We start from the raw sequence: 19,325 nt of genomic DNA, 5'->3' as shown, positions 1-19,325 counted from the left end.
TGATAATTATGATTTGTTTATAATTATTAAAAAATTATAATAATTATCTTTACATCGAAATTTAAAATATACAAAATGAATACCCCATCACCTGTTTTCTCAAAAAATGATAATCTAAAATTTTTTAGAACATTAAATACAAGAGTTAACAATTACTTTAAAGAAAACAACCTTGACAAATCTGGAAATTGGAAATTACATTTGAAAACCATTGTAATGTTTTCCATTTTCTTAACACCTTATTTTATTTTATTAGCCATGGACATGCCATTTTGGGCTTATCTTTTACTCAATGTAGTAATAGGTGTAGGAATGGCTGGCGTTGGTATGAACGTAATGCACGATGGTAATCATGGTGCCTATTCAAACAAATCTTGGGTAAATAAACTAATGGGTGGAAGTATTTATATCCTTGCCGGAAATGTATACAACTGGCAAGTGCAACACAATGTTTTACATCATACTTACACCAACATACTTGGTCACGACGAAGATTTAGAAGCAGGTAGAATTATGCGTTTTACTAAAGAAGCTAAATGGTATAAATTCCATAAATTCCAACACTATTATTCGGTTTTTTTATACGGTTTATTGACCTTCAATTGGTCAATTACTACCGATTTTATTCAAATGAAACGTTACTTAAAAAGAAATTTATCCTATGGTGAATTCAAAAAACCTGTTGTACGTTGGACTACCTTAATAATTACCAAAGTTATATACTTTTCTATTTGGCTTGTCATTCCAATGGTAATGGGAATTACTTGGTGGAAAGTGGTCTTAGGATTTTTAGTAATGCATTATACTGCTGGAGTTATCCTCAGTGTAGTATTCCAATTGGCTCACGTGGTAGAAGAAACCGAAAACCCAATTCCTGATGACAACGGCGAAATTGAAAATACTTGGGCTATTCACCAATTATTTACCACAGCTAACTTTGCACCAAAAAACTGGTTGGTAAATTATTACACTGGCGGATTAAATCACCAAATTGAACACCATATTTTCCCAAATATAAGTCACGTTCACTATGATAAAATCGCCGAAATCGTAAAACAAACGGCAGCAGAATGTGAATTACCATATTACGAATTCAAAACAACTAGAGCAGCTATCATATCTCATTTCAGACATTTAAAGGAATTAGGTAGAAATCCTCAGTTAGCATAATTATAAAAACAGACGCCTTTATTGGCGTCTCTTTATTTACCATAATCTCACAATACAATGAACATTTTATCAGACAGAATTAATAATTTATCAACCTCTCAAACCTTGGCAATGGCAGCATTGGCAAGAGAATTAAAAGCACAAGGAAAAGACATTATCAGTTTAAGTTTAGGCGAACCTGATTTTAATACACCAGATTTCATCAAAGAAGCTGCTAAAAAAGCCATCGATGAAAACTACAGTACGTATTCACCTGTTGATGGTTATTTAGAATTAAAAGAAGCTATTTGTAGAAAATTCAAACGCGATAACAACTTGGATTATAAACCAGCAAACGTTGTTGTTTCGACTGGTGCAAAACAATCATTATACAATATTGCACAAGTCATGCTCAATGATGGTGATGAAGTAATTCTTCCTGCACCATATTGGGTTTCTTATTTTGAAATCATAAAATTATCTGGTGGTGTTCCAGTAGAAGTACCAACTTCGGTTGAAACTGATTTTAAAATAACAGCTGAACAATTAGAAAAAGCCATCACACCAAAAACCAAAATGATGTGGTTCAGTTCACCATGCAACCCAAGTGGCTCAGTATATAATCGTGAAGAACTAACTGCTATTGGTAAAGTATTAGAAAAATACCCCAACATCTATATCGTTTCTGACGAAATCTACGAACATATCAACTTTTCTGGAACGTTTTGTAGTATTGCATCTATTCCAGGATTGTTTGACAGAACAATAACAGTTAATGGTGTTGCTAAAGCTTTTGCCATGACAGGTTGGAGAATTGGATACATTGGCGCACCTGAATTCATTGCTAAAGCGTGTACCAAAATGCAAGGACAAGTAACATCTGGCGCTAATTCTATTGCTCAAAGAGCAACCATTACTGCCGTTGATGCTGACCCTAGTGTATTGAACGAAATGGTAACTGCATTCAAAAATCGTAGAGATTTAGTGGTAAGTTTGGCTTCAGCAATTCCTGGATTGAAAATAAACATTCCCGATGGTGCTTTTTATCTTTTCCCAGATGTTTCGTCTTATTTTGGAAAAACGCTCCGAGGAAAATTAATAAACAATGCCGATGACTTATCGATGTATTTATTGTCAGAAGCCAATGTAGCAACAGTAACCGGTGACGCTTTTGGTAATCCAAACTGTATCAGAATATCGTATGCCACAAGTGAAGAATTATTAACCGAAGCTTTCAACAGAATTAAAGAAGCTTTATCTTAAATATCATTATGATGAAAAAAATTATTTCAATTCTTGTTCTATTTATTTGCATTTCTGTAAATGCTCAAGACTCGAGCGTAAGCGAACAGGCGAAGCAAAAACCAAAAACCCAAATTGTTGAAGCTTCTTGCGGACAATGTCAATTTGGAATGAAGGGAAAAGGAGGTTGTGATTTAGCGGTTCGCATCGACGGAAAAGCCTATTTTGTGGATGGAACAGACATCAACAAACATGGCGATGCCCATGCCGAAGACGGTTTTTGCTCGGCTATCAGAAAAGCTGAAGTGGTTGGTGAAATTAAAGGCGACCGATTTATAGCGAGTTCTTTTAAATTACTTCCAGCGACAACTCCTGATCCACACGCAGGACACAAACATTAAAATAATAAGCATCTCGATTTAATCGGGATGTTTTTTTGTAGACTAGATTTAACAACAAAAATTTATATTGTATTTTTGAAAATATGAATCTAATCATACAAAACATCTCCAAACATATTTCTTTAACTCCTGTTGAGGAGGCACTTTTTTTATCCAAAATAGAAACCAAAAACCATAAAGCCAAAACTATTATTTTGAATGCTGGTGAAGTTTGTAAATACTCCTATTTTGTGAATTCAGGTTTGTTGCGAAGTTTTACTATCAATGACAATATTGTAGAACATGTTTTGAGTTTTGCTTGCGAAGGTTGGTGGATTGGCGATATGTATAGCTTATTATCGCAGAAACCTGGTAATCTTTTTATTGAAGTTTTAGAGGATGCCGAAGTCGTTTTGCTATCCAAAGAAAATCAGGAGCAACTCTATCAAGAAATCCCAAAACTAGAACGCTTTTTCCGAATCTTAACCGAAAACTCGTTAGTTGCCAACCAGGAAAGACTGATGGATAATTTGAGCTTGACTGCCGAAGAACGCTATGAAAAATTCTGCAAACGTTATCCAACTTTAATTCAAAAAGTTTCTCAAAAGCAAATTGCATCCTATATTGGCGTTACTCCTGAGTTTTTTAGTAAAATGAAATCTAAAATGCTTAAAAAATAATTTCTTAATCTAGGTTAAGTATCCTCCACTCTTTCTCAATGTAAATTTGTATTCAAATAATTAATACATTTAAACATTATGCAAAATATAATCTTACACAAAGCGAATACTCGTGGACATGCAAATCATGGTTGGTTATATGCTTACCATAGCTTCAGTTTTGCCAGTTGGTACAATCCCGAAAGAGTTCAGTTTGGTGTTTTGCGTGTTTTAAACGACGACACCATTGCATCAGGAATGGGTTTTGGTGAACACGGACACGATAATATGGAAATCATTACCATTCCTTTGGAAGGCGATTTGGCGCACAAAGACAGTATGGGAAATGCAGAAACCATCAAAACTGGTGATGTTCAAGTTATGAGTGCGGGAACAGGAATTAGACATAGTGAATTCAATCCTAATGCAGACCAACAAACCAAGTTATTTCAGATTTGGTTGTTTCCAAGGGTTCGAAATGTGGAACCACGTTACCAACAAATCACTTTAGACGTAACCAAGCAAAAAAATAATTTTGCACAAATTCTTTCACCAAATGCTGATGATGCTGGTGTATGGATTCATCAAGATGCTTGGTTTCATTTGGCTGATTTTGACAATGGTTTTTCTAAAACCTATTCCATAAAAAAAGAAGGTAACGGAATGTATGTTTTTGTAATTTCTGGATCTATTTCTGTTGACGGACAAGAACTTGAAACTCGCGATGGATTAGGAATAACCGATTTTGAAACTTTAGAAATAAAAGCTTCAACTAATGCAAAATTTTTATTAATGGAAATCCCAATGGAATAATATACTTAAGAAATGAAAAAAATAATCGCTTTTGGAGCTTCGTCAAGTACTACATCCATCAACAAACAATTAGCTGTTTATGCAGCAAATCTGTTTTCAAATGCCACTGTAGAAGTATTGGATTTGAATAATTATGAGATGCCTATTTTTTCTGTTGATAAAGAAAAAGAAAATGGAATTCCACAGCTAGCTCATGATTTCTATGCCAAAATTGGTAGAGCAGATTTAATTGTGATTTCTTTAGCAGAACATAATGGTGCTTATTCCTCAGCTTTCAAAAACATATTGGATTGGTGCTCAAGAATAAACGCAAAAACCTTTCAAGAAAAACCAATGATACTATTGGCAACTTCACCAGGAGCAAGAGGTGGAAGCACGGTTTTAGAAATAGCTAAAAATCGTTTCCCGTTTCAAGGTGCTGTTTTGAAAGGTAGTTTTTCGTTGCCCAATTTTAATGATAATTTTGATACTATAAATGGCATTACTAATCCAGAATTTAAAAAACAACTACTAGAAATAATAAATACTTTTTAAATAAAAAGTCCCATCAAAAAAATATTCAGATGGGACTTTACTAATTACTTCAATTTTATAGTAAGATTATCAAAACTTGAAACGTCAATTACTTGTTCGTTATCAATATCAAAAGAAACGGTAACACTATCTCCAACTGTACTTACAGGGATTTCATTGGAAATTTGCGATGATCCCACAAAAATATTTGGATAATCTTTAATAGTGAAATAATAGAAACTGTTTCCGTTTTTTACATCACTTTGAATACGACTAATCACTGATGAAATTGATTTTTTTGCAGCAACATTTGAGGGATTTATTTTGTTTCCTGCCATGTTATATACACTTTTAAAAGAAGTCAAAGTTTCTCGCATAGAATTTCCAACACCAACAATAGTATAATCGTTGATGGCTACCATGGCATACATTTTAACCAAACCACCATCGTCTTTTAATGTTATTACATAAGTTGGAATTCCATTAATATTGTAAGGAATTGGTAATGAAGCCTTATACCCTTTTTCTTGAACTTTCCCTTCAGCCGAACTTTGAGCGGCAAATTCTGTGGCGCCACTTTGCTTGTAAAAAGTCGTTTCTTTTGTTCGAGTATCAACCAAAACAAAACCAACAGCACTTTCATCACTTCCAACAGAGGTTAAACCTGTATACCAATAGGATTTATTATTTTCACCATAAACTAATGTTAGTCCTTCTGTAATTTGTAATTTATCTGTATTTGAAAAATTCCAGTAGCCATTTACATATTCACCCCAATCGTTAAGTTGTTCCTCTATAAAATCGGCGGGTTGAATTCTATCAACCCAAGCTGGAGCATCATTTATTGTATATTGTTTTATAGCTCCAGTTTGAGCATCAACTATCAAAATTCCATTAGTGTTTTCTCCCGAAAAACCAATCTCTTTATTATACGTTGTTACTACCCAAAAAGGATTTCCTTGCTCGTCAATTTCAAAAGTAAAATCAGCTAAACCAGTTGTGGAATATCCATTAAAATAGATATGTCTGTGAATCTCGCTAAAAAAATAAGCATTCGATTGGTATTTAATTTTTAACGGTTTACTATTTATAGTTTGTACCAGTTTTACATCACGTTCGTTAGTTGCAGAAACCATTACATAACCTGGAGTTCCTTGTTTGTTATTAAACCACTTAAAAAAACCTGAATGCAACAATGGAGCAACCCAATACAATTCATTGTTGACTTTTTGAATAGAAAAACGTCCCAATTGAATTTGACTTCCGAGTGCAGGTTGCGAACCAATAACTTTTTCGCCAAGCAAGTAGGCCAATTCTTGATCGACTACTCTAATTTTATCCATCGAAATTGGCGCAATATGTTTTGAAATTTTGGTTCCATTTTCAACTTTTCCTATCATTTTTTGATAACTAGACGTATGAAAAATAGTTGCTGTTGTAAACAAAGGAACAATTAAAAGATAAATCATTATCAATGCCATAACAATAGGTAAAACTTTACTAGGTCTTGATTTGACAATCATTTTCTTTCCAGTATTATCAACCGTTATTCCAAGGGAAACAAAGAAATAGATGGAAAGTAAAGCCAAAGCAATAACTCCAATTTCGTAAAAACCGTAGTGAATTACAGGAAGAAATAGATAAGTTAATAAAAACCCAGTAATGAGTAAAAATACGACAAGTACAGATTTTTTCATGATTAAATATTTTATTCTTATACGTCTGATAATAGTTAAAAAGTTACAATAAATGGCAACTATATTTATCAAATGATTTGTTTAAAATTAGTAGATTTGCTGAACACAAGTAATATCTTTAAAAGAAATTTTATGAAATGCTTTTATGTATTTCATAAAACAAAAAATAATCATTAAAATATAAATTACATGAAAGCATACGTATTTCCGGGTCAAGGTGCACAATTCACAGGAATGGGTAAAGATTTATATGAGAACTCCGCCTTAGCCAAAGACTTATTTGAAAAAGCAAATGACATTTTAGGTTTCCGAATTACCGACATTATGTTTGAAGGAACTGCAGAAGAATTGAAAGAAACCAAAGTTACACAACCAGCCGTTTTTTTGCATTCTGTAATTTTGGCTAAAACTTTAGAAAACTTTAAACCAGATATGGTTGCGGGACATTCGCTTGGTGAATTTTCTGCCTTGGTTGCCAATGGTACTTTATCTTTTGAAGACGGATTAAAATTGGTTTCACAACGAGCGATTGCCATGCAAAAAGCATGTGAAATTGCTCCTTCAACCATGGCGGCAGTATTAGGTTTGGATGATAAAATTGTAGAAGATGTTTGTGCTTCAATTGATGGAATTGTAGTGGCGGCAAACTATAATTGTCCGGGACAATTGGTGATTTCGGGCGAATTTTCAGCTGTAGAAAAAGCGTGTGAAGCAATGAAAACTGCAGGAGCAAAACGCGCATTATTATTACCTGTTGGCGGTGCATTTCACTCGCCAATGATGGAACCAGCAAGAGAAGAATTAGCAGCAGCTATTGAAGCGACTATTTTCAATACACCAAGTTGTCCAGTTTATCAAAATGTAACGGCAAGTGCTGTTTCTGATGCAGACGAAATCAAGAAAAACTTAATTATTCAGTTAACAGCTCCGGTTCGTTGGACACAATCTATACAACAAATGATTAAAGATGGTGCAACTAGCTTTACCGAAGTTGGACCAGGAAAAGTCTTAGTTGGATTAGTCAATAAAATTGATAAAGAAGTAGAAACGATATCGGCTTAATTAAAATACATGAAAGATTTTCTTGAATTTTTAAGCACTATTTCTTCCGCAAAAGTTATCTCAGCAACCATTGACTATGCTGAATATGTAGCTTTGGATTTATCAGTAACTAATGAAAATCTAACTAAAATAAATTTAGCTACAGCGAAAGATTACGAGCAATATATTCAACACTATTTAGACAATCACAAAGCAAAAATTGCATTTGGCGGTTATTTAGAAACTCGAAATTTATATAAAAGAAGTGCGGTTTTTAAAAATCAAAATACCGAAGAAAGAAACATTCACATCGGATTGGATTTATGGATAAACGAATCGGCACCAATTTATGCTGCTTTGGATGGAAAAATTCATAGTTTTCAAAACAATACAGCATTAGGTGATTATGGTCCAACTATAATTCTAGAACATCATATTGAAGGTTTTATTTTTTACACTTTATATGGACATTTAAGTTTAGAAAGTTTAACCGATAAAAAAGTTGGTGATATTGTAAAGCAGGGACAACAAATAGCCCACTTAGGTTTGCCACCTATAAATGGTGATTATGCTCCGCATTTACATTTCCAAATTATTATAGATATCGAAAATAATTTTGGCGATTATCCTGGAGTTTGTAGCGCTAGTAAATTAGACTTTTATTCGAAAAACTGTCCTGATCCTAACTTGTTATTGAAAATAAATTAAAAATCTCATCTTATGAAAAATAAAATTTTAGCTTTTACAATCTTATTGATTACAATGATTTCTTGTCAAGATAAAACTAAAGAAAAATTAGACGATGCCAAAAATGCGGTAACTGAAGAAGTAACAACAACTATTGACTCTGCTAAAATCAAAGCAGAAGCTAAAATTGATTCGATAAAAGAAAAAGCAAAAACCAAAATGGATAGCGTTGTCATTAAAAGTGCAGATGAAATTGAAAAAGCCGCAAAAAAGATGAAGGAAAGTGTGAAATAATAATTTAAATCTCGAGAAATCGAGATTTTTTATTTTGTTATGTTTGGTTTAGCTTCGGTTCTTTTTATAATTGGTAATAAAAACTCCAAAAATTATCAGAATCGTTGCAATCAAAAAGTCCAGTTTAATAACTTCATCTAATAATAACCAACCCAAAAAGACGGCGATAATCGTGTTGATATAATTTAGAATAGAAACCTGAGTTGCGGTAACTCTTTTCAAAGCATAATGATAACAAAAAAACGCAATCACCGAACCAAAAACTGAGAGATACAAAGTGGCTAAAATACTTCTCATACTCCAGCTATATACATCAACATTAGGAGAAAATAGTAATGCCAAAACATATTGTACCACTGCAGCAATAGAAAATTGGTAAAATAAATTGAGCTCAATATTACTAGACTTATGAGTGTTGCCTTTGGTAAAAATCGTTCCGATTGACCAAGCTAAAATAGCCATACTCAAAAAGAGAACACCTACTTTATAATTTGGGTCTAAAATGTCGCCAAGTCCATCTCTAAAAATAAAAACTACTCCCAGAAATCCTATGATTACGCCCAAAAATCCTTTGATATTCGGTTTTTGTAATCCAACAGCGGCACTGCCTAAAAAAACAACCAAAGGTGTCAAAGCACTTAATATTGAGGTTAAACCACTGGGAATACTTTGTTCTGCAATAGTTGTAAAACCATTAGCCACAACAATCATTAAGATAGAAGCTATAAATTGGATTTTAAAATTGGCCCAACCTATCCATGCTAATTCTTTTTTGTACAATAAAAAAACTAACACAATCAATGCCGCCAATCCTTGTCTTGAAGAAGTAATGTACCAAGGCGGCATAGTTTCAACAGCAACACGAATGCCAAGATACGTTGTTCCCCAAACGATGGCTACGACAAATAGGCAAAAAAGTAATTTGTAATCCGATATTTTTGACACTTTAGTTTTTCCTGATTTTTTGTTCCCACTTCCAAGCAGAAGCTAAGCTTTCTTCCAAAGTTGACTCCGCTTTCCATCCGAGTATTTTGTTTGCTTTATCGGTGTTGGCATAAGCTTCCACAACATCTCCTTCTCTTCGGGCAACAATTTTATAGGGTAACTTTTGACCTGAAACTTTTTCAAAAGCATGAATAACTTCCAAAACCGAACTTCCAGTTCCTGTTCCAAGGTTGAAGGTTTCTACTTTTTCTAGGTTTTCTTTTTTCAATAATCTCTGCAAGGCAATAACATGAGCTTTTGCCAAATCAACAACATGAATATAATCACGAATACAAGTGCCATCAGGCGTAGGATAATCATTCCCATAAACCGAAAGTTCTTTTCGCAAACCCATTCCTGTTTGAGTAATAAATGGCACTAAATTTTGTGGAATACCAATAGGCAATTCTCCTATTTCAGCCGTTGAATGCGCTCCAATTGGATTGAAATAGCGAAGTAAAATCGAATTGATTGTAGTTACTTTAGCAACATCTCTAATTATTTCTTCACCTATTTGTTTGGTATTTCCATAAGGAGAAATCGCAGGTTGAATAGAAGCATCTTCTGTAATTGGCATTTTTTCGGCTTGACCATAAACGGTACAGGAAGAACTGAAAATAAAATTGGCTTCTGGTAATTTTGTTAATTCTTGCAAAACATAAACCAAAGCATTGATGTTATTTTCATAATACAATAAAGGATTTTCGACACTTTCACCTACAGCTTTTGAAGCAGCAAAATGAATAACTCCAACAATATCTTGATTTTTTTTAAAGAAATCTTGAACCGATTGTTTTTCTCTTAAATCAATATTCTCAAAAATGGGTTTCTTACCAGTAATATTGTAAATCCCATCTAAAACTTCAATCGAAGAGTTAGAAAGATTGTCGATAGCAATCACTTCAAAACCTTGATTTTGTAATTCAACTACTGTGTGTGAGCCAATAAATCCTAAACCTCCAGTTACTACTATTTTCATATTATTTTAAGAATTCCAAAACACTATCTGTTATAAATTTGATTTGTTCGTCATCTAGTTCCGTGTGCATTGGCAACGAAATAACTTCTTTAATTAATTGATTTGTTACTGGGAAGTCTTCTTCTTTGTAACGAGTATCTGCATACGCTTTTTGGGAATGCAACGGAATTGGATAATAAATAGCACATGGAATCCCTTTAGCCAACAAATGTTCCATCAATGCATTTCTATCGGCATCGATAATTCTCAATGTATATTGGTGGAAAACATGACAATCACAAATATCACAAATGCTTGGCGCAATAATATTTTTGTGTCCTTCAAAAGCGGCAGAATATTTACGAGCTGCATCTTGACGTGCTTTTCCGTAAGCATCTAAAAAAGGTAATTTTGCATTCAAAACTGCCGCTTGAACACTATCCAAACGTGAATTTACGCCAACCACATCATGGTGATAACGAACATACATTCCGTGATTTACAATTCCTCTTATTTTGTGAGCCAAGTCATCGTCGTTGGTAAAAATAGCGCCACCATCACCATAACATCCTAAATTTTTGGAAGGGAAAAAAGAAGTTGAAGCTACGTGACCAATCGTTCCTGCTTTCTTTTTTGTTCCATCAGAAAATCTACAATTAGCTCCAATAGCTTGTGCATTATCTTCAATTACATATAAGTTATGCTCGTTTGCAATTCTCATAATGGCTTCCATATTGGCAGCTCTTCCAAAAAGATGAACAGGTACAATAGCTTTTGTTTTTGGCGTAATCGCCCTTTTAATAGCATCAATGGAAATGTTCATATTCACGATATCAACATCTACCAAAACTGGAGTTAATTGCAACAAAGCAATCACTTCAACTGTAGCTGCAAAAGTAAAATCGGCAGTGATTACTTCATCGCCAGGTTTTAAATCCAATCCCATCATGGCAATTTGTAACGCATCGGTTCCATTTGCACAAGGAATAACATGTTTTACATCGAGATATTCCTCAAGGTTTTTTTGAAATTTATGAACTTCTGGTCCATTTATGTATGTTGTTGTATCTAAAACTTCTTGAATAGAAGCGTTTACAGTTGCTGCTATTTTATCATATTGACTTTTTAAGTCAACCATTTGTATTTTTCTCATGTTATAAAAATTATGAGTAGCAAAAGTAAGAAATTCTGAAGTAGAATATCCTATTCCACAAAAGAAACGTATTTTAGCGCAACAAATTTTTAGGAATGCTTTTTCTTTATAATGTATTGCTTATTTTGGCTTCACAAATCGTGAAAGTGTTGGCGTTTTTCAGTCCCAAAATCAAACTATTTGTTGATGGCAGAAAAGATGTTTTCAAAACATTGGCAAGAAAAATAAATCTAGAAGATAAAACCATTTGGTTTCACGCTGCTTCTCTTGGAGAGTTTGAACAAGGATTACCTGTCATGGAAAAAATCAAACAGAATTTTCCTAATCACAAAATTATTGTAACGTTTTTTTCGCCTTCGGGTTATGAAGTTCGAAAAAACAATACTGTTGCTGATGTGACGGTTTATCTACCATTGGACACAAAATCAAATGCAAAATATTTCCTCAAACTCGTTCATCCCGAATTGGTTTTCTTTATTAAATATGAATATTGGCCGAATTATTTGAATGAATTGAAAAAACTTGAGATTAAGACGTACTTAATTTCAGGTATTTTCAGAGAAAATCAAGCATTCTTCAAATGGTATGGTGGATTTTATAGAAATGCATTAAAAACTTTTGATTACTTTTTTGTTCAAAATGACAGTTCAAAAATAGCATTACAAAGTATTGGTTACCATAATGTGAAAGTTTCTGGTGACACTCGTTTTGACAGAGTTATTTCTATTTTGGAAAGAGAGAATTCTTTGGATTTTATAGAAAGTTTTAGCAAAAGCTCCTCGACTGCGCTCGGAGTGACAAAACCAACAATAGTTGTAATAGGAAGTTCTTGGCCAAAAGATGAAGAAATTTTAATTCAGTATATTAATAATGCATTAGAAAATGTAAAATTTATAATTGCACCACACAATATTAAAGCGGAACAAATTCAGGAATTGAGAAATTCCATCACAAAAAAAACTATTTTATTTTCAGAAAAAGAAAGTCAAAATTTGAAAGATTTTCAAGTATTCATCATTGACACCATTGGTATTTTAACCAAAATATACAGTTATGCTGATATTGCCTATGTTGGTGGTGGTTTTGGAAATCCTGGCGTACATAACATTTTAGAACCAGCAACTTTTGGAATTCCCATTGTAGTTGGTCCAAATTATTCTCATTTTGCCGAAGCAACTGCGTTAGTAAATTTGGAAGGTTGTACTTCCATAAATACTCAAGCTGAATTGAATGATACTCTTAATAATTTAATTTCAAATGAAGACATTCGTCATGAAAAAGGACATGTTTGCGAAACTTTTGTTCAAATGAATATTGGTGCAACGGATGTTGTTTTGAGACATATTTTGGCATAGTTATGTTTGAAAAATTATACTATATAGGTTATAACGGACTAAGAAATCCTGATTTTTATTTATCAAGATTTCACTTGTCATTTGTGGTTGAGAAACTATTCTTAATTTTAATTCCACCTTTGTATCTGTTATATAGATTAAATGTTCAAGGTATTGTAGATTGGTATAAATATTTTGACTATTCTGGCGCAAGCAGATTATTAGTAATATTTTTTACTTTTATCATTGTATACATTTATTGTCATTTTAATTTTTATAAAAAAGACAAAAGACTAATTATTTTAAAGAAATATAATGGCAAATACAAAACATTAATTAAATATTCTTTCCTACTATCATTTTCTATTTTCATAGTTTTGCCATTATTGTTTGTGTTAATGATAGAATTACTTTTCAAATTACTTTAAATCAAAAAAAATGAAAATCATCAAACTACTACTGCTATTATTTGTTATTCAAACCCAAGCACAACAAGGCGGCATGTGGATACCGTCCTTATTGAAAGGAATGAATGAAATTGAAATGAAAAACTTAGGGATGAAAATCTCTGCCGAAGATATTTATTCGGTTAACAAATCAAGTTTGAAAGATGCTGTTCCTCAATTTGATGGCGGTTGTACTGCTGAAGTTATTTCAGATAAAGGACTAATTTTAACCAATCACCATTGTGGTTTTGACAATATTCAAAGTCACTCAACAGTGGAAAACGATTATTTAACCAATGGTTTTTGGGCTTACAAAATGGAGGAAGAATTGCCTAACAAAGATTTGTATGTAACGTTTATTATTAGAATTGAAGATGTCACTACAAAAGTTTTAGAAGGAACATCAAATTTATCTAGCGAAGCTGAAAAACAGAAAAAAATTCAAGAAAACATTAGTTTTTTAAACAAAACATTACCTAAAGAACCTTGGCAAGAAAACAGCATCCGAACATTCTATGATGGCAACCAATACCTTCTTTTTGTAATCGAAAATTTTAAAGATGTGCGTCTTGTAGGTGCGCCACCAAGTTCTATTGGTAAATTTGGTTCTGATACTGATAATTGGGTTTGGCCTAGACACACTGGTGATTTTTCATTGTTTAGAATTTATGCAGATAAAAATAATCGTCCTGCAGAATATTCAAAAGATAACGTTCCTTATAAACCAAAATACTTCTTTCCTATTTCAATAAATGGGATTAAAGAAAATGATTTTACCATGGTTTTAGGCTACCCAGGAAGAACACAAGAATATTTACCTGCAATTGCCGTTGACCAAATTGTGAACACTTTAAATCCAGCAAAAATTGAAGTACGTGATGCTGCTCTGAAAGTACAAGATGGTTTTATGCGAAAAGACAATGCCATCAAAATTCAATACGCTTCAAAATATGCCGGTGTTGCTAATTATTGGAAAAAATGGATTGGCGAAACCAAAGGTTTGAAAAAATCAAATGCTGTTGCTGTAAAACAAAAATTTGAAGCTAATTTTCAAGACAAAGTAAATAAAGCAGGCAAACAAGCAGAATATGGTAACATATTGAATGATTTTCAAAAAAACTATACCGAAATAAAAGACTTTGCTCTAGCAAGAGATTTATTTACAGAAGTAGCATTACGCAATTCTGAATTACTACAAAATGGGTATCGTTTATATCAATTAGAACAACTTTTAAAAACCAAAGGCGAACAAGCTTTTACTGATAGAAAAAATAATTTATCCAACGGAATTGTAGATTTCTACAAAGATTATAACGCTATGGTAGATAAAAGTGTTTTTGAACAATTAATTGCAATTTATGCCAAAAGATTGCCAAGTCAATTTTTACCCAATGAATTAAAAAACTTGAATGCCGCTCAATTGACAAATGATATTTACAGCACAACCAAATTAACTAAACTAGAAGATTTTAGAAGTTTATTAGAAGGAGACTCAAAAACAGTAATCGAAAAAATAAATGCTGATAAAGGATTTCAAATTTTAAAAGCAATGGCCGATGCTCATAACAAGAATGTAGCTCCTAAATATGAAGAATTAAATTTAAAAAACATTGCAACACAAAGAACCTATATGAAAGCTATTTTGGAATTAAGTCCAAAATCAGCTCGTATTTTTCCAGATGCCAATAGTACTCTTCGTGTAACGTATGGAAAAGTGAAAGGTTACAAACCAAATGATGCCGTGATATATGAACCTATAACCTATTTGGATGGTATAATGGAAAAATATATTCCTGGAGATTACGAGTTTGATGTTCCCAAAAAACTAATTGATTTATACAATGCAAAAAATTATGGTGCCTATGCTACTCAAGGAAAAATGCCTGTGGCATTTATCGCAACAAATCACACTACTGGTGGAAATTCAGGTAGTCCTGCACTCGATGCAAACGGTAATCTAATTGGCTTAAATTTTGATAGAGTTTGGGAAGGAACCATGAGTGATATTTATTATTCTCCAGATATTTGTAGAAACATAATGGTAGATATACGTTATGTTTTATTTATTGTAGATAAGTATGCTGGTGCTGAAAACCTGATTAAAGAAATGAAAATCGTTACTGACGGAAAGAAAAAATAATATTTTTAACATTATTTTTGGTTTTGGCATGATTGTTGTTAAATAAAATCAGAGCAAAACATAGGTTTTTGAAAAAAAGTTGAAAAAATAATTTAACCTATTAAAAAATTTATATCTTTGCCTCGAATTAATAATTAACCTTTTATATTAAGTAAGATGAAAAAAGTATTTTTAAGTTTAGCTATCGTTGCTGCATTAACTGTAGTATCTTGTAAACAAGCTGATGCTGCTGCAGAAGCTACTGCTGACACAACTGCTGTTGAAGCTGTTGATACAACTACTGCTGCTGTTGATACTGCTGCTGTAGCTGCTGACACAACTGCTGCTGCTCCAGCTACTGAAGCTCCAGCTGCTCCAGCTAAGTAATTTTTAAAATTACAGTAAGAAATTAAGCCACGCAATGCGTGGCTTTCTTTTTTTATACGAGTTTAAGAAAAACAACTTGTCCTTTCTAAATATCAGAAAAAATCGAATTGCTTGCTGAAAAATCTAAAATTTCAGCCTTTGCCCCATATTTAATTATTTCTTCAATTCCTTTTTGCATCATCAACTCTGTAGAATACTTTCGACTAGTCGCTAAAACTTTTTCATCCATCATCAATTTGAAGAAGCATTTCCCTTTGGCGGTTTTAAATTTAAGAAAGACACATTTGTCTATTGAATGTTTCAAAACCTCAATTGTGTCTTCACATTCAAAACGAAGTTCATAATTTGCGCTAATAAAAATTGTCTTCCCTTTTCTGGAGACAAACTCAAATTTATACAAATCACTAACTCGTTTACTGATAACAAAAGTACCCATAAGAATTTTTATAAAATAAAAAAACCTCTAACATTACATTAGAGGTTTTGTACTCAAGGCGGGACTTGAACCCGCACGAACATTGCTGTTCACTGGATTTTAAGTCCAGCGTGTCTACCAATTTCACCACTCGAGCATTATAAGTAGTTGAGCGAAAAACGGGGCTCGAACCCGCGACCTCGACCTTGGCAAGGTCGCGCTCTACCAACTGAGCTATTTTCGCATTCAAAACATTTGTTAGAACGACAACACTTGTACCGTATTGCGGATGCAAATGTAATACTAAAATTGAATTATACAAACCTTTTTTGAAAAAAACTTCTAGTAAATCTAATGTGTTGATTTGCAAAATATATGGCGTATAATTACTTTTTTAATAAAATCTTTTTCAACTCGTTTAACTTCATTAATGCTTCAACAGGAGTTAATGTATTTATATCTAAACTCAAAATATCTTCTCTAATTTCTTCTAATAAGGGATCGTCGAGATTGAAAATATTGAGTTGCATATCATCTTTAGTGCTCTTAATCTTATTAAGAGATTCGTTTGAATGGTTTTTTTCGAGCTTTTTGAGTAATTTTTGTGCTTTTTGAATAACGGTTTGTGGCATTCCAGCCATTTTTGCCACGTGAATACCAAAGCTATGAGCGCTTCCTCCTTTGACTAACTTTCTAATAAAAAGCACGGTTTCTTTCAATTCTTTTACCGAAACATTATAATTCTGAATTCTTGGCAACAACTCACTCATTTCATTTAACTCGTGATAATGTGTTGCAAATAAGGTCTTAGGCCTTGCTGGATTTTCATGTAAAAACTCGGCAATAGCCCAAGCAATAGAAATACCGTCATACGTACTTGTTCCACGACCAATTTCATCTAAAAATATTAAACTTCTATCTGAAATGTTATTTAAAATAGATGCTGTTTCATTCATTTCTACCATAAAAGTAGATTCGCCCATCGAGATGTTATCACTTGCTCCAACACGTGTGAAAATTTTATCAACAACTCCCATTCTCACTTTTTCGGCAGGAACAAAACTTCCCATTTGTGCTAATAAAACAATCAAAGCAGTTTGCCTTAAAATAGCTGATTTACCAGACATATTAGGTCCAGTTATCATGATAACTTGTTGTGTTTCTCTGTCTAAAAAAACATCATTTGGCACATATGGAACTCCAACAGGCAATTGCTTTTCAATAACTGGATGACGACCATTAGTAATTTCTAATTCAAATGTTTCGTCTAATAATGGGCATACGTAATTATTTTCGATTGCTAATTGTGCAAATGAAGTCAGGCAATCTAACTGCGCGACTAAATTAGCATTTAACTGAACTGGCTTAATGTATGTGGCAATCCAACTGACTAATTGTTCAAATAATTGAGATTCTATTTGATGTATCTTTTCTTCTGCACCTAAAATTTTAGTCTCGTATTCTTTTAATTCCTCTGTAATATATCTTTCAGCATTAACTAATGTTTGCTTTCTAATCCATTCCGCTGGTACTTTATCCTTGTGCGTGTTTCTAACTTCGATATAGTAACCAAAAACATTATTAAAAGAAATTTTCAAAGATGAAATTCCAGTTAACTCCGACTCTCTTTTCTCAATTCCTTCTAAAAACTCTTTTCCTGAAAACGCTATATTTCTTAATTCATCTAACTCTTGATTTACACCTATTGCGATAGCATTTCCTTTAGAAATGGCAACTGGAGCTTCTTGATTGAGTGTTATTTTAATTTTTTCGCGAAGCAAATCACAAGAATGCAAACTATCCCCAATTACCTTAACCGCTTCTTGTGTGCTTGCCAATGCTAAATTTTTGATTGGAATAATAGCATCAAGAGATTCTTTTAGATAAATTATTTCTCGTGGTGAAATTTTTCCAGTAGCGACTTTGGAAATCAAACGTTCTAAATCTGAAATTTGTTTGATTTGATATTGTATTTTTTGAAGAATTTCTTGATTATCTTTCAAATAAGAAACTACCTCATGACGATTTCTAATTTTATGAATGTCTTTTAAAGGCAATGCCAACCAGCGTTTCAACAATCTTGAACCCATTGGGGAAAGTGTTCTATCAATGACATCCAAAAGTGTTACTGCATTTTGAGAATGACTATGATACAATTCTAAATTTCGAATAGTAAATCGGTCCATCCAAACATAGGCATCTTCAGCAATTCGATGAATATTACTTATATGCTGAATTTTATTATGTTGTGTTTCTGATAAGTAATATAAAACAGCACCCGAAGCGATAATTCCATCTTGCAATTCTTCAATACCAAAACCTTTTAAGGAATTAGTTTGAAAATGATTGGTCAAAGTTTCAAGTGCATAATCCTCTTTATATACCCAATCCTCGAGGTAAAAAACATTAAAACTATCTCCAAAAACTTCTTTAAATTGAGATTTATTGTTTTTTTGAATTAATATTTCACTCGGGCTAAAATTTTGCAACAACTTATCAATATATTCTTCATTTCCTTGAGAAGTCAAAAATTCACCGGTAGAAACATCTAAAAAAGCTACACCTAATTGTTTTTTTCCAAAATAAATGGAAGCCAAGAAATTATTTGATTTGGATTGCAACACCTCATCATTCATTGAAACTCCCGGTGTTATCAATTCGGTTACACCACGTTTAACGATAGTTTTGGTCATTTTAGGATCTTCAAGTTGGTCACAAATAGCAACCCGCAATCCAGCTTTTACTAATTTTGGCAAATAGGTATTTAAAGAATGATGCGGAAAACCAGCTAGTGCCGTTTCTGTTTCTGAACCTGCTCCACGTTTTGTTAAAACAATACCGAGAATTTTGGATGCGCGAACAGCATCTTCACCAAAAGTTTCATAAAAATCGCCAACTCTAAATAATAAACATGCATCGGGATATTTTCTTTTTATCTCGTTGTATTGTTTCATTAATGGAGTTTCCTTGATAGGTGTTTCTTTGGCTGACAATGGATTTTGATTTAATTTTTAGTGAAAGCGAATTTAAATATTTTAGAATGAAATGACATCG

General features: G+C 32.8%; 18 protein-coding genes and 2 tRNA genes. 12 read left to right on the top strand and 8 right to left on the bottom strand.

Going from position 1 to position 19,325, the window contains the following annotated elements; all coding sequences use genetic code 11:
* Positions 1–75: 75 nt before the first annotated feature.
* The 6 genes from ACSVH2_RS04280 to ACSVH2_RS04255 all read left to right on the top strand — a co-directional run bounded on the left by ACSVH2_RS04280 (position 76) and on the right by ACSVH2_RS04255 (position 4,777).
* On the top strand, positions 76–1,170 hold the full coding sequence (locus ACSVH2_RS04280; protein WP_438091917.1) for a fatty acid desaturase family protein: 1,095 nt from the start codon (positions 76–78) through the stop codon (positions 1,168–1,170).
* Between the two features lie 57 nt (positions 1,171–1,227).
* Positions 1,228–2,412 (top strand): pyridoxal phosphate-dependent aminotransferase, encoded by a 1,185-nt coding sequence (locus ACSVH2_RS04275; RefSeq protein WP_438091916.1) that lies wholly within the window; start codon positions 1,228–1,230, stop codon positions 2,410–2,412.
* 11 nt (positions 2,413–2,423) lie between these two features.
* Positions 2,424–2,792 (top strand): DUF6370 family protein, encoded by a 369-nt coding sequence (locus ACSVH2_RS04270; protein WP_438091915.1) that lies wholly within the window; start codon positions 2,424–2,426, stop codon positions 2,790–2,792.
* A gap of 83 nt (positions 2,793–2,875) precedes the next feature.
* Positions 2,876–3,451 (top strand): Crp/Fnr family transcriptional regulator, encoded by a 576-nt coding sequence (locus tag ACSVH2_RS04265; RefSeq protein WP_438091914.1) that lies wholly within the window; start codon positions 2,876–2,878, stop codon positions 3,449–3,451.
* 78 nt (positions 3,452–3,529) lie between these two features.
* Entirely contained in the window at positions 3,530–4,243 is a 714-nt protein-coding gene (locus ACSVH2_RS04260) for a pirin family protein (protein ID WP_438091913.1), read from the top strand.
* A gap of 12 nt (positions 4,244–4,255) precedes the next feature.
* Entirely contained in the window at positions 4,256–4,777 is a 522-nt protein-coding gene (locus ACSVH2_RS04255; protein ID WP_438091912.1) for an NADPH-dependent FMN reductase, read from the top strand.
* Positions 4,778–4,821: 44 nt separating this feature from the next.
* Here ACSVH2_RS04255 and ACSVH2_RS04250 read toward each other — a convergent pair whose 3' ends face one another.
* Entirely contained in the window at positions 4,822–6,453 is a 1,632-nt protein-coding gene (locus ACSVH2_RS04250) for a hypothetical protein (RefSeq protein ID WP_438091911.1), read from the bottom strand.
* A gap of 189 nt (positions 6,454–6,642) precedes the next feature.
* Between ACSVH2_RS04250 and fabD the strand changes: the two genes are divergently transcribed.
* From fabD to ACSVH2_RS04235, 3 genes are read left to right on the top strand one after another with little or no spacing between them, the layout of a single operon-like run.
* On the top strand, positions 6,643–7,515 hold the full coding sequence (fabD, locus tag ACSVH2_RS04245; RefSeq protein WP_438091910.1) for an ACP S-malonyltransferase: 873 nt from the start codon (positions 6,643–6,645) through the stop codon (positions 7,513–7,515).
* A gap of 9 nt (positions 7,516–7,524) precedes the next feature.
* On the top strand, positions 7,525–8,202 hold the full coding sequence (locus tag ACSVH2_RS04240) for a peptidoglycan DD-metalloendopeptidase family protein (RefSeq protein ID WP_438091909.1): 678 nt from the start codon (positions 7,525–7,527) through the stop codon (positions 8,200–8,202).
* 12 nt (positions 8,203–8,214) lie between these two features.
* Positions 8,215–8,475: a hypothetical protein gene (locus tag ACSVH2_RS04235; protein ID WP_438091908.1), complete on the top strand. Its 261-nt coding sequence runs from the start codon at positions 8,215–8,217 to the stop codon at positions 8,473–8,475.
* A gap of 48 nt (positions 8,476–8,523) precedes the next feature.
* On the opposite strand, the gene ACSVH2_RS04230 is transcribed toward ACSVH2_RS04235, so the two are convergent.
* The 3 genes from ACSVH2_RS04230 to ACSVH2_RS04220 are packed head-to-tail and all read right to left on the bottom strand — an operon-like array spanning position 8,524 to position 11,570.
* Entirely contained in the window at positions 8,524–9,420 is an 897-nt protein-coding gene (locus tag ACSVH2_RS04230; RefSeq protein ID WP_438091907.1) for a DMT family transporter, read from the bottom strand.
* Between the two features lies 1 nt (position 9,421).
* A complete protein-coding gene (gene galE / locus ACSVH2_RS04225) occupies positions 9,422–10,438 on the bottom strand; it encodes a UDP-glucose 4-epimerase GalE (protein ID WP_438091906.1) in 1,017 nt (338 codons plus the stop codon).
* A 1-nt stretch (position 10,439) separates the two neighbouring features.
* The gene (locus tag ACSVH2_RS04220) at positions 10,440–11,570 is read right to left on the bottom strand and encodes a DegT/DnrJ/EryC1/StrS family aminotransferase (RefSeq protein ID WP_438091905.1); all 1,131 of its coding nucleotides are present in this window, start codon (positions 11,568–11,570) and stop codon (positions 10,440–10,442) included.
* Between the two features lie 95 nt (positions 11,571–11,665).
* On the opposite strand from ACSVH2_RS04220, the gene ACSVH2_RS04215 reads away from it, so the two are divergent.
* The 3 genes from ACSVH2_RS04215 (at position 11,666) to ACSVH2_RS04205 (ending at position 15,856) form a co-directional block, all read left to right on the top strand.
* On the top strand, positions 11,666–12,925 hold the full coding sequence (locus ACSVH2_RS04215) for a 3-deoxy-D-manno-octulosonic acid transferase (RefSeq protein ID WP_438091904.1): 1,260 nt from the start codon (positions 11,666–11,668) through the stop codon (positions 12,923–12,925).
* Positions 12,926–13,342: 417 nt separating this feature from the next.
* Positions 13,343–15,490 carry a S46 family peptidase gene (locus ACSVH2_RS04210; protein WP_438091903.1) on the top strand — a complete coding sequence of 716 codons (2,148 nt, stop codon included), beginning with the start codon at positions 13,343–13,345 and terminating at the stop codon, positions 15,488–15,490.
* A 156-nt stretch (positions 15,491–15,646) separates the two neighbouring features.
* The gene (locus tag ACSVH2_RS04205) at positions 15,647–15,856 is read left to right on the top strand and encodes a hypothetical protein (protein WP_438091902.1); all 210 of its coding nucleotides are present in this window, start codon (positions 15,647–15,649) and stop codon (positions 15,854–15,856) included.
* Positions 15,857–15,941: 85 nt separating this feature from the next.
* On the opposite strand, the gene ACSVH2_RS04200 is transcribed toward ACSVH2_RS04205, so the two are convergent.
* The 4 genes from ACSVH2_RS04200 to mutS all read right to left on the bottom strand — a co-directional run bounded on the left by ACSVH2_RS04200 (position 15,942) and on the right by mutS (position 19,264).
* Positions 15,942–16,292 (bottom strand): DUF1508 domain-containing protein, encoded by a 351-nt coding sequence (locus tag ACSVH2_RS04200; protein ID WP_438091901.1) that lies wholly within the window; start codon positions 16,290–16,292, stop codon positions 15,942–15,944.
* 50 nt (positions 16,293–16,342) lie between these two features.
* Positions 16,343–16,428 (bottom strand) — tRNA-Leu (locus ACSVH2_RS04195).
* Between the two features lie 14 nt (positions 16,429–16,442).
* Positions 16,443–16,515: transfer RNA gene (locus tag ACSVH2_RS04190), tRNA-Gly, on the bottom strand.
* Positions 16,516–16,657: 142 nt separating this feature from the next.
* Positions 16,658–19,264, bottom strand: coding sequence for a DNA mismatch repair protein MutS (gene mutS / locus ACSVH2_RS04185; protein WP_438091900.1), 2,607 nt, complete (start codon positions 19,262–19,264; stop codon positions 16,658–16,660).
* Positions 19,265–19,325: the final 61 nt, after the last annotated feature.

Origin of the sequence: Flavobacterium sp. RSB2_4_14, from assembly GCF_051547085.1 — a bacterium.
In the GTDB taxonomy this organism is placed as follows: Bacteria; Bacteroidota; Bacteroidia; order Flavobacteriales; family Flavobacteriaceae; genus Flavobacterium.
The sequence above is the reverse complement of the archived record's forward strand: the minus strand, read 5'-3'. Positions and strand labels throughout refer to the sequence as shown.